Source organism: Micrococcus sp. IITD107, from assembly GCF_041927415.1.
GTDB lineage: Bacteria > Actinomycetota > Actinomycetes > Actinomycetales > Micrococcaceae > Citricoccus > Citricoccus terreus.
Window position 1 is genome coordinate 159,589 of record NZ_JBHFFN010000005.1, and the last position, 14,103, is coordinate 173,691.

General features: G+C 71.1%; 11 protein-coding genes. 9 read left to right on the forward strand and 2 right to left on the reverse strand.

All coding sequences use genetic code 11. The features are described from left to right. Positions 1–60 precede the first annotated feature (60 nt). A complete protein-coding gene (dacB, locus tag ACEXHE_RS10350; protein WP_374785739.1) occupies positions 61–1,560 on the forward strand; it encodes a D-alanyl-D-alanine carboxypeptidase/D-alanyl-D-alanine-endopeptidase in 1,500 nt (499 codons plus the stop codon). Between the two features lie 4 nt (positions 1,561–1,564). Continuing rightward, complete coding sequence (locus ACEXHE_RS10355; RefSeq protein ID WP_374785740.1) at positions 1,565–3,055, forward strand: serine/threonine-protein kinase; 1,491 nt, start codon at positions 1,565–1,567, stop codon at positions 3,053–3,055. Positions 3,056–3,064: 9 nt separating this feature from the next. Here the strand turns inward: ACEXHE_RS10355 and ACEXHE_RS10360 are convergent, their stop codons facing one another. Together ACEXHE_RS10360 and ACEXHE_RS10365 are read right to left on the reverse strand one after the other, a co-directional pair. Beyond that, positions 3,065–4,522, reverse strand: a complete 1,458-nt coding sequence (locus ACEXHE_RS10360; RefSeq protein ID WP_374785741.1) for a hypothetical protein — start codon at positions 4,520–4,522, stop codon at positions 3,065–3,067. Beyond that, positions 4,519–6,795 (reverse strand): VWA domain-containing protein, encoded by a 2,277-nt coding sequence (locus ACEXHE_RS10365; protein ID WP_374785742.1) that lies wholly within the window; start codon positions 6,793–6,795, stop codon positions 4,519–4,521. Before ACEXHE_RS10365 ends, ACEXHE_RS10360 begins: the two co-directional genes overlap by 4 nt. A 237-nt stretch (positions 6,796–7,032) precedes the next feature. On the opposite strand from ACEXHE_RS10365, the gene ACEXHE_RS10370 reads away from it, so the two are divergent. The 7 genes from ACEXHE_RS10370 (at position 7,033) to folE (ending at position 14,087) form a co-directional block, all read left to right on the forward strand. After that, positions 7,033–7,545, forward strand: a complete 513-nt coding sequence (locus tag ACEXHE_RS10370) for a DNA-binding protein (protein WP_374785743.1) — start codon at positions 7,033–7,035, stop codon at positions 7,543–7,545. Between the two features lie 79 nt (positions 7,546–7,624). After that, positions 7,625–8,812 (forward strand): zinc-dependent metalloprotease, encoded by a 1,188-nt coding sequence (locus ACEXHE_RS10375; protein WP_091698783.1) that lies wholly within the window; start codon positions 7,625–7,627, stop codon positions 8,810–8,812. Between the two features lie 83 nt (positions 8,813–8,895). Beyond that, positions 8,896–9,999, forward strand: a complete 1,104-nt coding sequence (gene tilS, locus ACEXHE_RS10380; protein ID WP_374785744.1) for a tRNA lysidine(34) synthetase TilS — start codon at positions 8,896–8,898, stop codon at positions 9,997–9,999. 52 nt (positions 10,000–10,051) lie between these two features. Beyond that, on the forward strand, positions 10,052–10,603 hold the full coding sequence (hpt, locus tag ACEXHE_RS10385) for a hypoxanthine phosphoribosyltransferase (protein ID WP_356969217.1): 552 nt from the start codon (positions 10,052–10,054) through the stop codon (positions 10,601–10,603). Positions 10,604–10,671: 68 nt separating this feature from the next. Next, positions 10,672–11,193, forward strand: coding sequence for a DUF421 domain-containing protein (locus ACEXHE_RS10390; RefSeq protein ID WP_374785745.1), 522 nt, complete (start codon positions 10,672–10,674; stop codon positions 11,191–11,193). Between the two features lie 141 nt (positions 11,194–11,334). After that, entirely contained in the window at positions 11,335–13,440 is a 2,106-nt protein-coding gene (gene ftsH / locus ACEXHE_RS10395) for an ATP-dependent zinc metalloprotease FtsH (RefSeq protein WP_374785746.1), read from the forward strand. Between the two features lie 32 nt (positions 13,441–13,472). Next, positions 13,473–14,087, forward strand: coding sequence for a GTP cyclohydrolase I FolE (folE, locus tag ACEXHE_RS10400; RefSeq protein ID WP_091698775.1), 615 nt, complete (start codon positions 13,473–13,475; stop codon positions 14,085–14,087). The last annotated feature ends 16 nt before the right edge of the window (positions 14,088–14,103 follow it).

Here is a 14,103-nt window from a genome sequence, read left to right on the forward strand (position 1 = left end):
GGACAGGGGGCGGCCACTAGACTCCAGGGTACCGCCACCCCACCCCGCGAAAGGTCTGCCGTGCGCTCTTGGTCCGCGCCTGTGCGCCCTGCCCGACGCACCGTGGCCGGGGTGGGCCTGTCCCTGGCCCTGCTGCTCACCGGCTGCTCTGCTGGTGGGTCGGCTCCTGCGGTCAGCGCCACCGCAGGAACACCGGCCGTCCCGACGGCGGCCACCTCCTCCCAGCCCGCCTCGCCGAGCACGGCGGCCGGGGAGGCGTCCGCGCCGAAGTCCTCTCGAGTGCCGCTGCTGCCCGGGGCGGTCTCGGACGCCCCCGCACCGGACCCCGATGCCCTGGCCGCCGAACTGGACGAGATCCTGGCCGGGTCTCCGGGAACCGTGGGGGCCGCCGTCGTGGATGTCCAGACCGGAGAGCTGCTGTACGGGCTGGAGGAGGACGAGCCGCTCATCCCCGCCTCCACGGTCAAGATCCTCACCGCCACCGCGGCCCTGTCCGTGCTGGGTTCGGACCACACCTACGCCACCCGGACCTATGCCGTGCCCCAGGAGCAGGGGACCACCGTGGTGCTGGACGCCGGTGGAGACGTGCTGCTGGGTGCGGGGGAGTCGGACCCGGGAGCGGTGCTGGGCCGAGCCGGGCTGGGCACCCTGGCTGAGCAGACCGTGGCGCAGCTGCAGGAGCAGGAGATCTCCGGGCCGGTGACCGTGCAGGTGGACGACTCCGGGTATGACGGCCCCGCCGTGCTCGAGCAGTGGCCGAGTGCGGTGGTGGATGTGGACATCGCCCGGGTGATGCCGATCGCCACGTACGGCGGACGTGAGATCGGGCAGAAGTGGGGAGGGCTCACGCCTGACCCTGCCCTGCACGCTGCCCAGGTGTTCCGCCAGCAGCTGGTGGCCCAGGCCCAGGCCCAGGGCGTGCGGCTCAGCGTCTCACCCCAGATCGCCGGCGGGGCGGCGGAGGACTCGGACCGCACAGGCTCGTCGACCCGAACGCCCCTGAGCCTCGCGGAGGTCCGTTCGGCACCGCTGGCCGAGCAGGTGCGGTTCATGCTGCACGAGTCGGACAACCTCACCGCGGAGGCGATGGCTCGGAACACGGCGCTCGCCGCGGGGCATCCCGGCAGCTTCGAGGGCGCCACAGCGGCAGTCCGCGAGGTGCTCGAGGAGGAGACGCGGGACCTGACCGGACTGGACCTGACGGACGGCTCCGGCCTCTCCGGGTACACCACCATCACTGCCGAGCAGCTGGCCCGGGCCGTCCGGCTGGCCGGAGAGCGGGAGGAGACGGTGGCCGCCGTGGAGAGCTTGCCGGTGGCCGGACGGGAGGGGACGCTGAAGGACCGCATGGTGGGCACCGCCGCTGAGGGCTCGGCGCGGGGCAAGACGGGGACCTTGGGCACGGTGGCCACCCTGGCGGGGGTGGTGGTGACGCAGGACGGGCGCGAACTGGCGTTCAGCATCCTGGCCAATGACCAGCGCGGCCGGATCCCCCAAGCGCGGGAGATGATCGACCGCGCCGTGGTGACCCTGGCTGAATGCGGCTGCGGGGGAGACTGAACGGATGGGACAGGTGATCGCCGGGCGTTTCGAGCTGGCCGAGCACATCGCCTCGGGCGGCTCGGGCTCGATCTGGCGCGCCTGGGACCGGCGCCGGGCCGCCTGGTGCGCGGCCAAGGTGCTGCGCCAGAAGGACTCGGCCGAGCTGCTGCGGTTCGTGCGGGAGCAGGGCATCCAGCTGGACCACACCCACCTGGCCACCCCGTACGGCTGGGCGGCGGTGGACGAGGACGTGGCCATCGCCATGCCCCTGGTGGCCGGTGGGACGCTGGGCGAGGCCCTGAACGACCACGGCGCCTTCTCCTCGCCTCTGGCCGCCCAGCTGCTGCTGCAGCTGCTGGACGGACTGGCCCACGTGCACGCCGCCGGCTGGATCCACCGGGACGTCAAACCGGCCAACATCCTGCTCGAACCCACTGGCGAGGGCACCCCGCACCTGCGCCTGGGCGACTTTGGCATCGCCGTCCGCGAGGACGATCCCCGGCTGACCTCCCTGGGCTGGGTGAACGGCACCCCGGGCTACCTCGCCCCGGAGGTGACGGAGCTGGCGGCCCCCGCGCCGGCCCAGGACCTGTACGCGGCCGGCGTCGTGGGCCTGCGCATGCTCGCGCCCACCCTGGCGGGGGAGCGGGAGCTGACCCGCGCCCTGCAGGATCCGGCAGGGACCCTGGCCCAGATTCCCGACGTCGACCCCTCCTTGGCCTCCACCCTCACCTCCCTGCTGGCGCGGGATCCGGAGCAGCGGGTGCGCGCTGCGGCCGCGGCCCCGGGGCTGCTGGGCACGCTCGCCCGGCCGACGACGGCCACCGGCGGGTACCTGACCGCCGTGGGAGAGCCCTTCGCGGTGTTCGATGTGCTGGGTGCCGAGGAGACCCGGCGGCGGGAGGAGCCGTCTGGGGCGCCCCCGGTCCCCACCACTGTCCCGGCACCGCCGACCCGCACCCCTCAGGTCGGTGCGGTGGGTGCCGAGTCCGCCGGCTCAGCTGCCGCGCCGGACACGGGGTCGAGGGCGGCGGGCGCCGCGCCGTCCGGAAGGCCGAGCCGTTCGTGGGTGTCCCTGCTGCCCTGGCTGCTGATCGTGCTCGGCCTGGTGGGCGTGGTGATGGCGGTGGCACTGCTCTGGCCGCGCGGCGGCGGGGGCACGGGGACCCAGGAGAGCCCCTCGCCCACCGTCAGCGCCACCAGCCAGACCGCACCCCAGACGCCGGATCCGAACGCCACGTCTCCTGGACCGACTCAGACCACGGAGACCACCACCCCCCAGCCCCGTCCCTCGCCGAGCTCGCCGTCTGACACGACCCCGGAATCGGCCACCGCGTCACCGACCGCCAGCCCCCCGCCGCAGAGCACTTCCGGGGCGCCGATCCGCAGCTCTGTACGGGAGGGGGACTCCTGCACCTGGTTGGAGGAGGGCCTGGTGGTCACCGGTGCGGACAGCCAGCGCCTGGTCTGTCAGGAGGGCGGCTCGGGAACGGTCTGGACCGCGGCGGACTGAGACAGTTGCTCAGGCCTGCTGTCCGCGGCGGCGCAGCAGCAGCCAGGCCACGCCGGAGAGCAGCGCGCCGAGCCCGATCCCTCCGGCCAGCGCGCCGAACTCGGCACCAGTGGGCATGCCGCCGCCCGAACCGGCGGCCTGCGGCTGGCCGCCGTTCTCACCGTTCTCGGCCCCATCGCCAGCAGCCTCAGCGGCCTGCTCCTGTGCGGCAGTCACCCAGTCGGTGGTGCCGCCGGGCTCGCCGGTCAGCTCCACGGCCAGCTGGTACCGGAAGGGCTGGGAGCCCTGGCGGTTCGCGCGGGCGTTCGAGGCGGACACCACGATGTAGTAGTCCCCGGCGATGCTCAGACTCCCGTAGCTGTAGCTCCCGTGGTTGTCCGGGCTGGTGGTCACCGAGGTGCTCTGGGTGACCACCTCTCCCACGGTGTCGTAGAACAGGTCCACATAGCTGTTGGTCGAGTCCGGGCGCCGCAGCAAGGGGGTGAAGATCCTGCCCTCCACCCGCGCCACGCTGGCGTCCTGGTTGTTGCCCTGAGCCAGCCGGTAGTTCAAGCGCTGGCCGTACTCGACCGGGACCTTGAAGTACTGCACCTGACTGGGGCGGATCTCCACCTCGTGGACCTGGCCCGGGGTGGCCTCCACGGCGGTGGCGAAGGAGGAGCCGCCCTCCAGCGGGGTGGCCTCCCCGGTGATCGTCACCGACTGGGGCGCTTCGGCACTGGTGGGGGCCGCATTCAGCTGGCTCTCATCCACGGGGGGCGCCACCCAGAAGTGCAGCTCCACCGGCATGGGCGTGTCTGACTGCCAGGTGCCCGTACGCTGCACCTGGGCCGCCACGATCCCGGAACCGTCCTCGAAGCAGCCGTAGCTGCGCTCGGGATCCATGGGGTCGGTGACGGCGGTGACCACTGGGTGCCCACTGGGACTGGACGCCGAGTGGTTGGTCGTGTCCCGGCTGCTGCAGCTCTCACCCTGCTGGTTGACCAGCTGGAACTCCAGGCCCACCATGCCGTTGGAGTCGGTGCGCTGCTGGGTGTCCACCGCCAGCACGGCCGCCGCGTACAGCCGTTCGCCCTCCTGCAGGGCGGGGAGCTTGTAGAACCGCTGCGTGCCGTCCCCGGAGACGCCCTCGGAGTCGCCGGCCTCGAGGGTGTCCCAGTGGACCCCTGGCTGGATCTCCACGGCCCCGGCCAAGTCGGATCCGCCGGTGACCTGCTCCCCGGTCGGCTCGTAGACCGGCACCGGTCCGCGGGGGTTGGCGTCAGCACTTCCCGACGACGTCGCGCTCGCGCTGGGCGTCGCGGCCGCCGGGAGGGCGGTGGCCAGCGGGTACGTGGCCAGGGCTATGGCCAGGGCGAGCCCGGCGGCTCGCCGAGGTGCCCGGCCAGGCCGGCCGGACCGGACAGCGAGACCGGCCCGGTCGGATCGGGACATGCGGTGCTCGACCGTGGGGTTCTGCGTGCTCATCGTTGCGGTCCTTCCTGGCCGTAGGGGTTCTGCGGGGAGCTGTTCGGGTACGGGGGCTGCGGCTGCCCGTTGATCAGGGTGCCGCGGCTGTCCCCGGGGTGGCCCATGGGGGCCGTGGGTCCGGTGTGAGCCACACCCGAGGCCCCACCGGCGGCGGCAGGTCCGCGGCGGGTCAGCAGGGCCACCAGGACGCCGCCGAGCAGGGCGCTGCCGGCCAGGCCGCCCAGGAACCAGGGCAGCGGAGCGCTGTCCCGGACAGAGGACGCAGCCTGCGGCTCACCGTCACCCGGTGCTGCGGCGTCATTACCGCCCGCACCGGCCACGGGGGCCTCGCTCTCCTGACCCGCGCCCTCGGTGGGCTGGGCGCTCTGGTCCGTGCCGTCGTCGGGAGACTGGGTCTCCTGCCCGTCCTGCACTGTGGAGGGATTCTGGCCGAGGCCCGGGTCTGCGACCATGGGTCCGTCCTGCTCCTCGCCGGTCACCTCGAGGGCGAGGTCGTAGGGGTAGGGCTCGCGATTGCGGTCCCCGGTCCACTTCCGCGCAGAGACCACCACGTAGTAGTCACCGGCCAGGTAGGCGTCGCTGCCCACGGAGCCGTCTCGGTTGGACTGGCTGACCGGCACCCGCATGCTCTGGGTGGCCGTCTCACCGGTGCCGCTGCGGTAGAGGAGGTCATCGCCCACAGTGCGGACGGGGCTGCGCACGGCGGAGTACACATCCACGTGGATTCCATCTGGGCCGGCGTCGTCCACATTGGCCTGGGAGGCGCGCACGTTCAGTCGCTGGCCGTACCCGACGTGGATCCGGTAGTAGCGGCTCTCCATCGGCATGGTGGAGTCGGTGAGGACCGTGCCCGAGTCCACCTCGGTGGCGTCGTTGAAGCTGCCGCCACCGGCGATCGCCTGCGGGGCGTCGGAGAGGGTCACCGACTGCACCGGCTCGGCCTCGCTGGCCGGGGTGTCCAGGGTGGACTCGTCCACGGCCGGCTCCAGCACGTACTTCAGCTCCACCGGCAGGGCCAGGTCGCTCTGACGGTTGCTGGTGCGCATCACCTTGGCATAGAGCTGACCGGAGCCGTCGGAGTAGCAGCGGTCACTGCTCTCCTGGGCGTAGTCCTTGCTGCGCACATAGCCGGCGATCGGCCGACCGCCGTCGTCGTCGCCACGGTAGGCGGAGTCGATGCTGGAGCAGCTGACGCCCTGGCCGTTGACCAGTTCGACCTTCAGGCCGGCGTAGGAGGCCCCGCGCTCGGCCGGTGCGGACTGGTCCGGGATCAGCAGGGCGGAGAAGTGGGCGCGTTCTCCGGGCTGGATGGTGCCCAGGTTGTAGAACTTCAGGGTGCCGTCATCGGCGTGGATCTTCGACCCGCCCTTCTCGTACTCGTCCAGGTACTGCCCGGGGGCGAGCTGCGGAGAGGCGTGCAGGGTCTCGCCGCCGGTGACGGGGGTGCCCTGCGGGACGTAGCCCTGGAAGGCGCGGACCGTCTTGGTCTCGAGCCTGCTCTCCAGCTCCTCGGCGTTCTCGGCCTGCACATAGGTTCCGCCGGTGGCCTCGGCCACGCAGGTCAGCTCATCACGGGCCTGGTCGTTCACCTTGAACCCGATGGTGTGCACGGTCAGGTCGATCCCGCGGTCAGCCAGGTCCTGGGCGGCCTCACAGGCCGGGGGCTGGGAGCAGTTCTCCTCGCCGTCGGAGACCAGGATGATCGACTTCTCGCCGTCGTGGTCCTTCAGCTCGTCCGCCGCGTGCAGCAGGGAGGCGCCGATCGGGGTCTCGCCCACGGCGTTGAGGGCCTCGATCTTCTTCTTGAGGTCACCCTTCTTCAGCGGCGCCACCGACTGCACCGTCTCGATGTCCGCGCAGTCCTCCACAGTGTTGGCGCCGTAGACCACCACGCCCAGGTCAGCACCGTCCGGGGCCTTGTCGATCAGGTTGAGGGTGGCGGCCTCAGCGGCCTCCAGCCGGGTACTCCCGTCCTCATCGGCGTCGGCCTGCAGCATCGAGGAGGAGTAGTCCATGACCACCACCACCGGCTGCAGCTCGGATCCGCCCTCCGGTGCGTCCGGGGTGGCGGAGGGACTGGTCACCACGGGAACCACTGCGGCCGTGGAGGCGGGCATCAGCCCGGCCATCCCGACGACGGCCAGCAGGGTGGCGAGGGCGGTGGCCAGTGCCGCTCGGGTCACCCGCGCCAGCGGGGCCCGGTGGACGGGGTGGGAGCCGGGGGCGATCCCCGGGCCTCCCATGGTCTGGGTGCGATGCGATCCGTTCATGATTCCCCTTGGACGTGATCGGGACAACAGATTTGCTGGTGCAAATGTACCCCACTTGTTCGCAGTTGCAAACCTCTCATGGGGCGGGATACGTCCCGTGGTGGCGACGGCCCCGATGCTCCACGGTCCAGTGTGGCAGACCCGACCGGTTGCCCCGAGGTCGGTGGTCGGCCGCGAGTGTCTCGAGAGATGACCTGTCCTTTTGCGTCTGCAAACACTCAAGTGCACAATCAGGACATGCGTTCCGCCCCGGATGACCACCGCGACCAGCAGCGTGCCCTGTACGGCATGCCCCTCTCCGAGCGGTTCGGCGCCGTGATGCAGGCCTATGGGCTGAGCCAGCGGGCGCTCGCGGGCGTGCTCGGACTCTCCGCGCCCATGCTCTCCCAGCTGATCAGCGCCCAGCGGATCAAGATCGGCAACCCGGCGGTGTACGAGCGGCTGGTCATGCTGGAGGAGCGCCAGGACGAGACCGATCTGCCCGCCGTGCTCCAGCAGGTGCAGGACTCCGATCCCGTGCTGTCCACGGGCGTCTCGCGCGTTCGGCCCGCGGGGGAGTCCTCCCCGTCAGGATCTCCCGACGACGACCCCCGCCTCCCGGCGACCCTGGCCTCCCAGCTGGCGATGCTGGGCACCGCGGACCAGCTGCGCGCGGTGGTGGCCACGGCGCGGGCCGTGCAGGCCGAGGAGCTGGCGGGTCTGCTCCAGGCCGCCGCCGACCACGCCGCGGGCGCCTCGCCGGGCCGCTGAACTGCACTGAGCAGTTCTGAGCTGTTCTGACCGACGCCGGACCCACCCCACCTCCAGACTCCTGTGGTGGGATGGAGTCATGCAGACCACCCCCGCCCCGCAGTCCCTGGTCAACTGGGACCTGGCCGCCGCCACCGCCGCCCGTCTGAGCACCGCCGGACCCCGGTTCACCCGCCGCCAGGCGCTCAAGGAGGCCGACGGTCTGCGCTGGGCCGCGGACGCCTCCGTGGAGCACGTGCACCGGCTGACCGGACTGGACGCCGCCCGGGACCTGCGTGACTCCGAGGTCCTCGTGGTGGACCGTCCCACCTGGGCGCAGGCCAATGTGCAGGCCTTCTCCACGCTGCTCACTCCGGCGTTCGGACACCTGCGGCAGACCCGCCCGGAGGAGTTCGCCCGCGCCTCCACCGCCCTGGGCACCACCGCCACCGGGGTGGAGGCCGGCACCGTCCTGGCGTTCATGGCCTCCAAGGTCCTGGGCCAGTACGAGCCCTTCTGCGCCCTGCCCGGCCCGGACGGCACCGCCCCGGGACCGGAGGGTGGACGGCTGCTGCTGGTGGCACCGAACATCGCCGAGGTCCGGGTGGAGCTGAACGTGGACCCGGAGGACTTCCGCCTCTGGGTCTGCCTGCATGAGCAGACCCACCGCGTGCAGTTCGCGGCCGCCCCCTGGCTGCGCGAGCACCTGCGCACCGAGATCACCGCACTCGTCTCCGGCATGTTCGACAAGGCCGAGACCCTCCCGGACCGCCTCACCTCCGGGCTGCGCTCCCTGGCCGGCAGCGCCCGTTCCGGGGGGAGTCCCCGCCACCAGGTTCCCGACGACGGCCCCTCACCTGAGGCCTCGGGTTCCGGTGACGCTGAGGTCCCGTCCGCCTCCATGGGACTGTTGGACCTGATCCAGGACCCCGAGGACAAGGCTCGCCTGTCCCACCTGACGGCCGTGATGTCCCTGCTGGAGGGGCATGCCAACGTGGTGATGGACGGGATCGACTCCTCCGTGGTGCCCACCGTGAAGACCATCCGGCAGCGCTTCGACCATCGCTCCGCCCACCGTTCGGCCCTGGACCGGTGGATGCGCCGCCTGATGGGGATGGACGCCAAGATGCGCCAGTACCGGGACGGCCAACGGTTCGTGAAGCACGCCGTGCAGCAGATGGGGATGGACGCGTTCAACATCGTCTGGGACGGGCCCGAGCACCTGCCCACCGAGACCGAGCTGCACCACCCCCAGCAGTGGGTCGAGCGGATGCGGGGTCGGTCCTGAGCACCCCGTCCGGCCCGGATCTCTGGCCGCCGCCGACCCGATGGCCGCAGCCGCTGCAGCGCGCCGTGCGTGCGGTGCAGGAGATGATCCGCGGCCAGTGGAGTGTGCTGGTCGGGCTCTCCGGCGGTGCGGACTCCCTGGCGCTCGCGGTGGCGCTCGCCGAGGTCCGACGTCTCGAGGAGAACGCACGGTCCGGCGGCTGCGCCCTGTCCCCGGGGGACATGCCTCCACCGCTGCACACCGGGGCGCTGGTGGTGGACCACGGACTGCACCCGGACTCGGCCCAGGTGGCCCAGCGTGCCGCCGCATGCGCGCGCCGATTGGGGTTCGAGGACGTTCAGGTGCGCCGGGTCCAGGTGCCCGTGGGACGCGAGCCGGGGGCTGAAGCGGGTCCGGAGGCGGCCGCGCGGAGGGTCCGCCACGAGGTGTTCGACCAGGCCGTGGTGGAGTCCGGTGCAGACGCCCTCCTGCTCGCCCACACCCGGGACGATCAGGCCGAACAGGTGCTCCTGGGGCTGGCCCGCGGCTCCGGCACCCGGTCCCTGGCCGGGATCCCCGAGCGCAGAGGAGCCGTGCTGCGACCGCTGCTGGAGCTGACCCGTCAGGACACCGAGCAGATCTGCCGTTGGGCCGGACTGCAGTGGTGGGAGGACCCCGCCAACGCCGACTCCGCCTACCTCCGTTCGCGCGTGCGCACGCAGATCCTGCCCGCCCTCGAGGACCCCGAGACGGGGCTCTCGCCCGGGCTGCGGGGGGCGCTCGCTCGCACCGCACAGATCGCCGCCGAGGACGCCGAGGCCCTGGACCTGTGGGCCGAGGACGAGCTGGCCCGTCTCACCCTGCCGGGGGGCACCCCCGGTGAGCTGGAGGGGGAAGGCGCCGGCCGTCGTCGGGAGGGTGTGACTCTGGACTCACTGGCCCTGGACCTGGAGGGACTGGCCGCCCTGCCCACCGCCGTGCGGCTGCGCGTCCTCCTCTCCGCCGCCCGGGCCTGTGGGGCGCGGGACCTCACGCGGGAGCGGGCGCAGGCCGTGGATCGGCTGGTCGCGGCGCGCTCGCAGGGGGGAGGCTCGGCCGGTCCGGTGCAGCTGCCGGGTGGGGTCGTCGCCCACCGTGAGCGGGCTGCGGGGTATGCGAGACTGGTGCTCTACGCCCCCGGCTCGGCCACAGAGCGTGCGCCCAGCTGACCCCGTCCCCCTCGGCCCACCGCGGCCACTCGACACTGCAGGAGCAGCCCCCATGGATGCACAGGACGTTCACGGCGACCTGGACCACGTGCTCATGACCCAGGAGCAGATCCAGGAGACCGTCCAGGGCCTGGCCGCCCAGATCGATCGCGACTACGAGGGCAAGGACGTCCTGCTGGTGGCCGTGCTCAAGGGCGCCGTGATGATCATGGCCGACCTCTCCCGGGCCATGCACTCCCACGTCACGCTGGACTTCATGGCCGTCTCCTCCTACGGCTCCGGCACCCAGTCCTCCGGCGTGGTCCGCATCCTCAAGGACCTCGAGACCGACCTGATGGGCCGCCACGTGCTGATCGTGGAGGACATCATCGACTCCGGTCTGACCCTGTCCTGGCTCAAGACCAACCTCGAGTCCCGCGGCCCGGCCTCGGTGGAGATCTGCGCGCTGCTGCGCAAGCCCGAGGCGATGAAGGTCGAGATCGACGTGAAGTACGTGGGCAAGGACATCCCCAACGAGTTCGTGGTCGGCTACGGCCTGGACTTCGCCGAGAAGTACCGCAACCTGGACTTCATCGGCACCCTGGCGCCGCACGTCTACTCCTGATCCGGGGGCGGGCAGGCCGCCCTCAGACGAGGTGGTGTGGATGAGGAGCCGGTGAGGAGGACGAGAGCATGTGGTTCGATTCCTGGGCAGACCTCGCCCGCATCCTGTTGGTCGGACCACTGGCCTACGCCGTGCTGGTGGTGGTGCTCCGGCTGTCCGGCAAGCGCACGCTCAGCCAGCTCAACGTGTTCGACTTCGTGGTCACCGTCGCCCTGGGGTCGACCTTCGCCACCGTCGTCGTCAGTTCAGACGTCTCGCTGGCCGAGGGCGCCACGGCGCTGGCTCTCCTGGCCGGGGTGCAGTACCTGGTGGCTCTGGTCTCAGCGCACTGGCCTCGATCCCGGACAGCCCTGACCGCCCGACCGGTCCTGCTGCTGAAGGACGGCCGCATCAGGCAGGAGGAGCTTCGTCGACACCGGCTGACCGTGTCCGAGCTGCGGCAGGCCGTGCGGATGCAGGGTGTGGGCGACCTGGCCCAGGTCAAGGCGGTGGTCCTGGAGACCAACGGGAAGCTCAGCGTGGTCACTGACGGCCAGTACGGAGCGGGCACCGCGCTCGAGGACGTGCTGGGAGATCCGGACGGAGCCTGAACGCAGACGACCTGGCGTCGCTGTGTCCTGTCCACCGGTCGCGAACGGGAGAGCGAGTTCTCAGACGGTGCCGGTACCGTGGACGCGTACCGCTGTGCCCTGTGCCGCCTGACCGTCGGTGGATGAGGGGCCGGCGTCGTGATGTCAGGAGAGCTGTTGGACGCCAAGAAGATCTTCAAGGGGCCGATCATCTGGATCGTGCTCGCCTCCCTGCTGCTCCTGCTGATCGTGCCCGCATTGACCCAGGGCAGCAACGCCCGCGTGGACACCAACGTGGGCATCCAACTGCTCAAGGACGACAAGGCGTCCCAGGCCAAGATCGAGGACGGCGAGCAGCGGGTGGACCTCACCCTGCGGGAGGACCTGGAACTGGACGGCCGGGACCTGGGCAAGAACGTCTACTTCTACTTCTCCGAGGCGCGCGCCGAGGACGTGGTGCAGGAGGTCAACTCCTCCTCCCTGGACGGCTTCACGGACCAGCCGGTGCAGAGCAACTGGCTGCTCTCCATGCTCGGCTTCATGATCCCGTTCATCCTGATCGCCCTGCTCTTCTGGTTCCTGCTCTCGCGCATGCAGGGCGGCGGCGGCAAGGTCATGCAGTTCGGCAAGTCCCGGGCCAAGCTGATCACCAAGGACATGCCCCAGGTGACCTTCGCGGATGTGGCCGGCGCCGAAGAGGCGGTGGAGGAGCTGCATGAGATCAAGGAGTTCCTCGCCGAGCCGGCCAAGTTCCAGGCGGTGGGCGCCAAGATCCCCAAGGGCGTGCTGCTGTACGGCCCTCCCGGCACCGGCAAGACCCTGCTGGCCAAGGCCGTGGCCGGTGAGGCCGGCGTGCCCTTCTACTCCATCTCCGGTTCGGACTTCGTGGAGATGTTCGTGGGTGTGGGCGCCTCTCGTGTGCGTGACCTGTTCGAGCAGGCCAAGACCAACGCCCCGGCCATCATCTTCGTGGACGAGATCGACGCCGTGGGACGTCACCGCGGTGCCGGCATCGGCGGCGGCAACGACGAGCGCGAACAGACCCTGAACCAGATGCTGGTGGAGATGGACGGCTTCGACTCCACCACCAACGTCATCCTGATCGCGGCCACCAACCGCCCGGACGTGCTGGACCCGGCTCTGCTGCGTCCAGGACGCTTCGACCGGCAGATCCCCGTGGAGGCCCCGGACCTGAACGGCCGCGCCAAGATCCTCGAGGTCCACGCCCAGGGCAAGCCCATGGTGCCCGGCATCGACCTGCGCTCCCTGGCCAAGCGCACCCCCGGGTTCACCGGCGCGGACCTGGCCAACGTGCTGAACGAGGCCGCACTGCTCACCGCCCGCTCCAACGCGCAGCTGATCGACGACCGCGCTCTGGACGAGGCCGTGGACCGCGTGATGGCCGGGCCGCAGAAGCGCACGCGCCTGATGAAGGAGCACGAGCGCAAGGTCACCGCCTACCACGAGGGCGGTCACGCCCTGGTGGCCGCTGGCCTGCGCAACTCGGCTCCGGTCACCAAGATCACCATCCTGCCGCGCGGCCGGGCCCTGGGATACACCATGGTGGTCCCGGAGGACGACAAGTACTCGGTGACCCGCAATGAGCTGCTGGACCAGCTGGCCTATGCCATGGGCGGGCGCGTGGCCGAGGAGATCATCTTCCACGACCCCTCCACCGGCGCCTCCAATGACATCTCCAAGGCCACGGACACCGCACACAAGATGGTGACCGAGTACGGCATGAGCAACCGGGTCGGTGCGGTGAAGCTCGGCTCCGGCGGGTCCGAGCCGTTCGTCGGACGGGACATGGGCTCCAGCCGGGAGTACTCCGAGCAGGTCGCCGCCCTGGTGGACGAAGAGGTCCGGATCCTGCTGGACAACGCCCATGCCGAGGCCTACTGGATCCTCAATGAGAACCGGGACATCCTGGACCGTCTGGCCTATGAGCTGCTGGAGAAGGAGACCCTGAACCAGGAGCAGATCGCGGAGATCTTCGCCGAGGTGCGCCGCCGCGAGCCCCGCCCGGTATGGCTGAGCGCCGAGGACCGTCCGGTCTCGGACATCCCCCCGGTGCTCTCCCCGTCCGAACGCCGCGCCCAGCTGGCGGCCGGACAGTCCGGTGAAGGCGGCTCAGAGACCCCGGTGGACCCGGAGTCCACCTCGGATTCCCTGGGTCCCACCGTGGATCCCACCCCGGGCGGTCAGCTTCCCGGAGACGGCGACGGCGGCGCCCCGGGTGGACCGTCCACCGGCCCCACCCTGCCCTGAGGGCATGAGACGCAGAAGGCGAGAGGCAGCAGATGAGCGCTGAGACACCTGAGCAGGCCGAGTCGGCCCAGAGCACGCCGAACCCGGTCGACCTGCCCCGGATCGAGGCTGCCGTCCGCGAGATCCTCGAGGCCGTCGGCGAGGACCCGGACCGTGAGGGCCTGCGGGACACCCCCGCGCGGGTGGCCCGGGCCTACGCCGAGTTCTTCTCCGGGCTGCACCGGGACCCGTCTGAGGTCCTGGGCACCACCTTCGACCTCTCCCATGAGGAGCTGGTCCTGGTGAAGGACATCCCCTTCTACTCCACCTGTGAGCACCACCTGGTGCCCTTCCACGGGCGGGCGCACATCGGCTACATCCCCTCCAAGCAGGGTCACGTGACCGGGCTGAGCAAACTGGCCCGGCTCGTGGAGATCTACGCCCGGCGTCCGCAGGTCCAGGAACGGCTGACCACGGAGATCGTCGAGGCGCTGATGAGCCACCTGCACCCCCAGGGGGCGATCGTGGTCATCCAGGCCGAGCACATGTGCATGTCCATGCGAGGCGTGCGCAAGCCCGGCGCCCAGACCGTCACCTCCGCCGTTCGTGGCCAGCTGCGGGACGCCACCACCCGTGCCGAGGCGATGAGCCTGATCCTCAACGGCTGACCGCCTCTCGAAAGGA

What these genes read in the sequence shown, in the direction of transcription:
- ACEXHE_RS10355 (WP_374785740.1), top strand. Translation starts at nt 1,565, where the DNA reads ATGGGACAGGTGATCGCCGGGCGTTTCGAGCTGGCCGAGCACATCGCC.
- ACEXHE_RS10360 (WP_374785741.1), bottom strand. Translation starts at nt 4,522, where the DNA reads ATGAGCACGCAGAACCCCACGGTCGAGCACCGCATGTCCCGATCCGAC.
- ACEXHE_RS10365 (WP_374785742.1), bottom strand. Translation starts at nt 6,795, where the DNA reads ATGAACGGATCGCATCGCACCCAGACCATGGGAGGCCCGGGGATCGCC.
- ACEXHE_RS10370 (WP_374785743.1), top strand. Translation starts at nt 7,033, where the DNA reads ATGCGTTCCGCCCCGGATGACCACCGCGACCAGCAGCGTGCCCTGTAC.
- ACEXHE_RS10375 (WP_091698783.1), top strand. Translation starts at nt 7,625, where the DNA reads ATGCAGACCACCCCCGCCCCGCAGTCCCTGGTCAACTGGGACCTGGCC.
- tilS (WP_374785744.1), top strand. Translation starts at nt 8,896, where the DNA reads ATGATCCGCGGCCAGTGGAGTGTGCTGGTCGGGCTCTCCGGCGGTGCG.
- hpt (WP_356969217.1), top strand. Translation starts at nt 10,052, where the DNA reads ATGGATGCACAGGACGTTCACGGCGACCTGGACCACGTGCTCATGACC.
- ACEXHE_RS10390 (WP_374785745.1), top strand. Translation starts at nt 10,672, where the DNA reads ATGTGGTTCGATTCCTGGGCAGACCTCGCCCGCATCCTGTTGGTCGGA.
- ftsH (WP_374785746.1), top strand. Translation starts at nt 11,335, where the DNA reads ATGTCAGGAGAGCTGTTGGACGCCAAGAAGATCTTCAAGGGGCCGATC.
- folE (WP_091698775.1), top strand. Translation starts at nt 13,473, where the DNA reads ATGAGCGCTGAGACACCTGAGCAGGCCGAGTCGGCCCAGAGCACGCCG.